Annotated in this window: 2 protein-coding genes; both read left to right on the top strand. The window is 61.2% G+C overall.

Going from position 1 to position 2,487, the window contains the following annotated elements; all coding sequences use genetic code 11:
• A partial coding sequence (locus tag ABJN75_RS18935; protein ID WP_348441155.1) for a pentapeptide repeat-containing protein occupies nt 1-795 on the top strand: 795 nt, incomplete at its 5' end.
• 104 nt (nt 796-899) lie between these two features.
• Nucleotides 900-2,487, top strand: a 1,588-nt coding sequence (gene ettA, locus ABJN75_RS18930) for an energy-dependent translational throttle protein EttA (protein WP_348441154.1), incomplete at its 3' end; no start/stop codon positions are given.

Here is a 2,487-nt window from a genome sequence, read left to right as displayed (position 1 = left end):
GTGCTCGACGCCGGACCGGCACGCCCGGAGGCCGAGCGACTGGTCGACCGCCCGGTGAGCCCGGAGCGCGGCGACCTTCTGACCATGCTGACGGCGAACTCCATTCTGGAGACCGAGGCGCTGACGGCCCTGGGCGCCGATTTTTCCTTCGCCGAGTTCCGCCGCGAACTGGCGGGCGGGCTGTCGATGCGCCACGCCCGGCTGGCGTTTGCGGATTTCTCCTGGACGCGAATGGTGCAATGCCAGTTTGGCGCGGCGCAGCTCGATCATGCCCGCATCGAGAATGCCGTGGTGCGCGCATCGGATTTTTCATCGCTTGCCGCAGGCGATGTGACGGAGCCGTTTTCAGCGGGTGATTTCGATTATCTGCCGACCAGTATGGCAGGCATCAGTTTTCGGGGCAGCGTGATCCACGACACCGGCTTTGCCCGGGTCAACGCAATCGCGCCGGTGTTTGACGGCGCGGTGGTGGCGATGGCGGATTTTAGCGGAGCATCGATTGGCGGGGCGAGCTTTCGCGACGCGATGATCATCGACAGCCGTTTCGACGGCGCAAGCCTCCAGTCGATGGATCTGGAAGGCGCCATCGTGTTCGACCAGACATTTCTCGAACAACTCAGACAGACCGCGGCGCCAGGCTCCTTCGTGGCCGAACGCTGGAAACTGTCGCCGATCCCGGCCGGCGAGGCGGCCGGTCATCACGGCTATTTCGAGATGACCAACCATGTGCCCGAATCCGCCTATGCCGGGGTTCAGGCCTGGCGCATCAGCCGGGTCGGGGCCGCTTCGGAATAGGCGGCTGACCGGGGATCTGGGGAGAGCGGCGTGCGCATCATTGCCCTTGGCGGCACTTTGCAATAGACAGCGCACAACAATCCAAATCATGTCTGGAGCGCAACGTGGCACGGCAGTTCATCTATCACATGGCGGGGCTCAACAAGTCCTTTGGCGCCAAGAAGGTTCTCGAAAACGTCCATCTGTCATTCTACCCGGATGCCAAGATCGGTATCCTCGGCCCCAACGGCGCCGGTAAATCGACGGTTCTCAAGGTCATGGCCGGGCTCGACACCGAGTTCACCGGCGAGGCCTGGCTGGCCGAAGGCGCAACCCTTGGCTACCTGCCGCAGGAGCCGAAGCTCGACCCGTCCAAGACAGTGCTCGAAAATGTCATGGAAGGCGTGGCCGAAAAGCAAGCGGTGCTCGACCGCTACAACGAGCTGATGATGAACTATTCCGACGAGACCGCCGACGAGGGCGCGCAACTCCAGGATGTCATCGACGCGCAGAATCTTTGGGATCTCGACAGCCAGGTCGAAATGGCCATGGAAGCGTTGCGCTGCCCTCCGCCTGAGGCCAGCGTTGAAAGCCTGTCGGGTGGTGAAATGCGCCGCGTGGCGCTGTGTGCGCTGCTTTTGCGTCAGCCCGATCTGCTGCTGCTTGACGAGCCGACCAACCATCTCGACGCCGAAAGCATCGCCTGGCTTGAAAAGCATCTGCGGGAATATCCCGGCGCCGTGATCATGATTACCCATGACCGCTACTTCCTCGACAATGTGACCGGCTGGATTCTCGAGCTCGACCGCGGCAAGGGCATTCCCTATGAGGGCAACTACACCGCCTACCTGGAAGCCAAGGCCAAGCGCATGAAGCAGGAAGGCCGCGAGGACGCCGCCCGGCAGAAGGCACTCAGCAGCGAGCAGGACTGGATTGCCTCGTCGCCGAAAGCCCGCCAGGCCAAATCCAAGGCGCGTATCCGGGCCTATGACGAGCTGGTCAAGGCCGCCAATGACCGCAGTCCCAGCAACGCCCAAATCATCATTCCGACCGGCGAGCGACTCGGCAATCAGGTGATCGATGTCGAAGGTATTTCCAAGGCCTATGGCGAGCGGCTGCTGATCGACGATCTCAGCTTCAAGCTGCCGGCAGGCGGCATTGTCGGCGTTATCGGCCCCAACGGTGCGGGTAAAACCACGCTGTTTAGGATGATCACCGGCCAGGAAGAGCCGGATAGCGGCAAGATCACAGTCGGTGAAACCGTGCAGCTCTCCTATGTCGACCAGAGCCGTGATTCACTTGATGGCAACAAGAGCGTCTGGGAAGAGATTTCCGGCGGCAATGACATCATCAAGCTCGGCCGTCACGAGATGAACTCTCGCGCCTATTGCTCGACCTTCAACTTCAAGGGCGGGGATCAGCAGCAGAAGGTCGGCACGCTTTCAGGCGGTCAGCGCAACCGGGTGCATCTGGCCAAACTTCTCAAATCCGGCGGCAATCTGCTGCTGCTCGATGAGCCGACCAACGATCTGGATACAGAAACGCTGGGTGCGCTTGAAGATGCGCTCGAGAATTTCGCCGGTTGCGCCGTTATCATTTCGCATGACCGCATGTTCCTTGACCGGCTGGCCACCCACATCCTGGCGTTTGAAGGCGACAGCCATGTGGAATGGTTCGAGGGCAATTTCGAGGATTACGAGCAGGACAAGATCC

This window comes from Hoeflea sp. (assembly GCF_039975035.1).
Classification (GTDB): Bacteria; Pseudomonadota; Alphaproteobacteria; order Rhizobiales; family Rhizobiaceae; genus Hoeflea.
The sequence above is the reverse complement of the archived record's forward strand: the minus strand, read 5'-3'. Positions and strand labels throughout refer to the sequence as shown.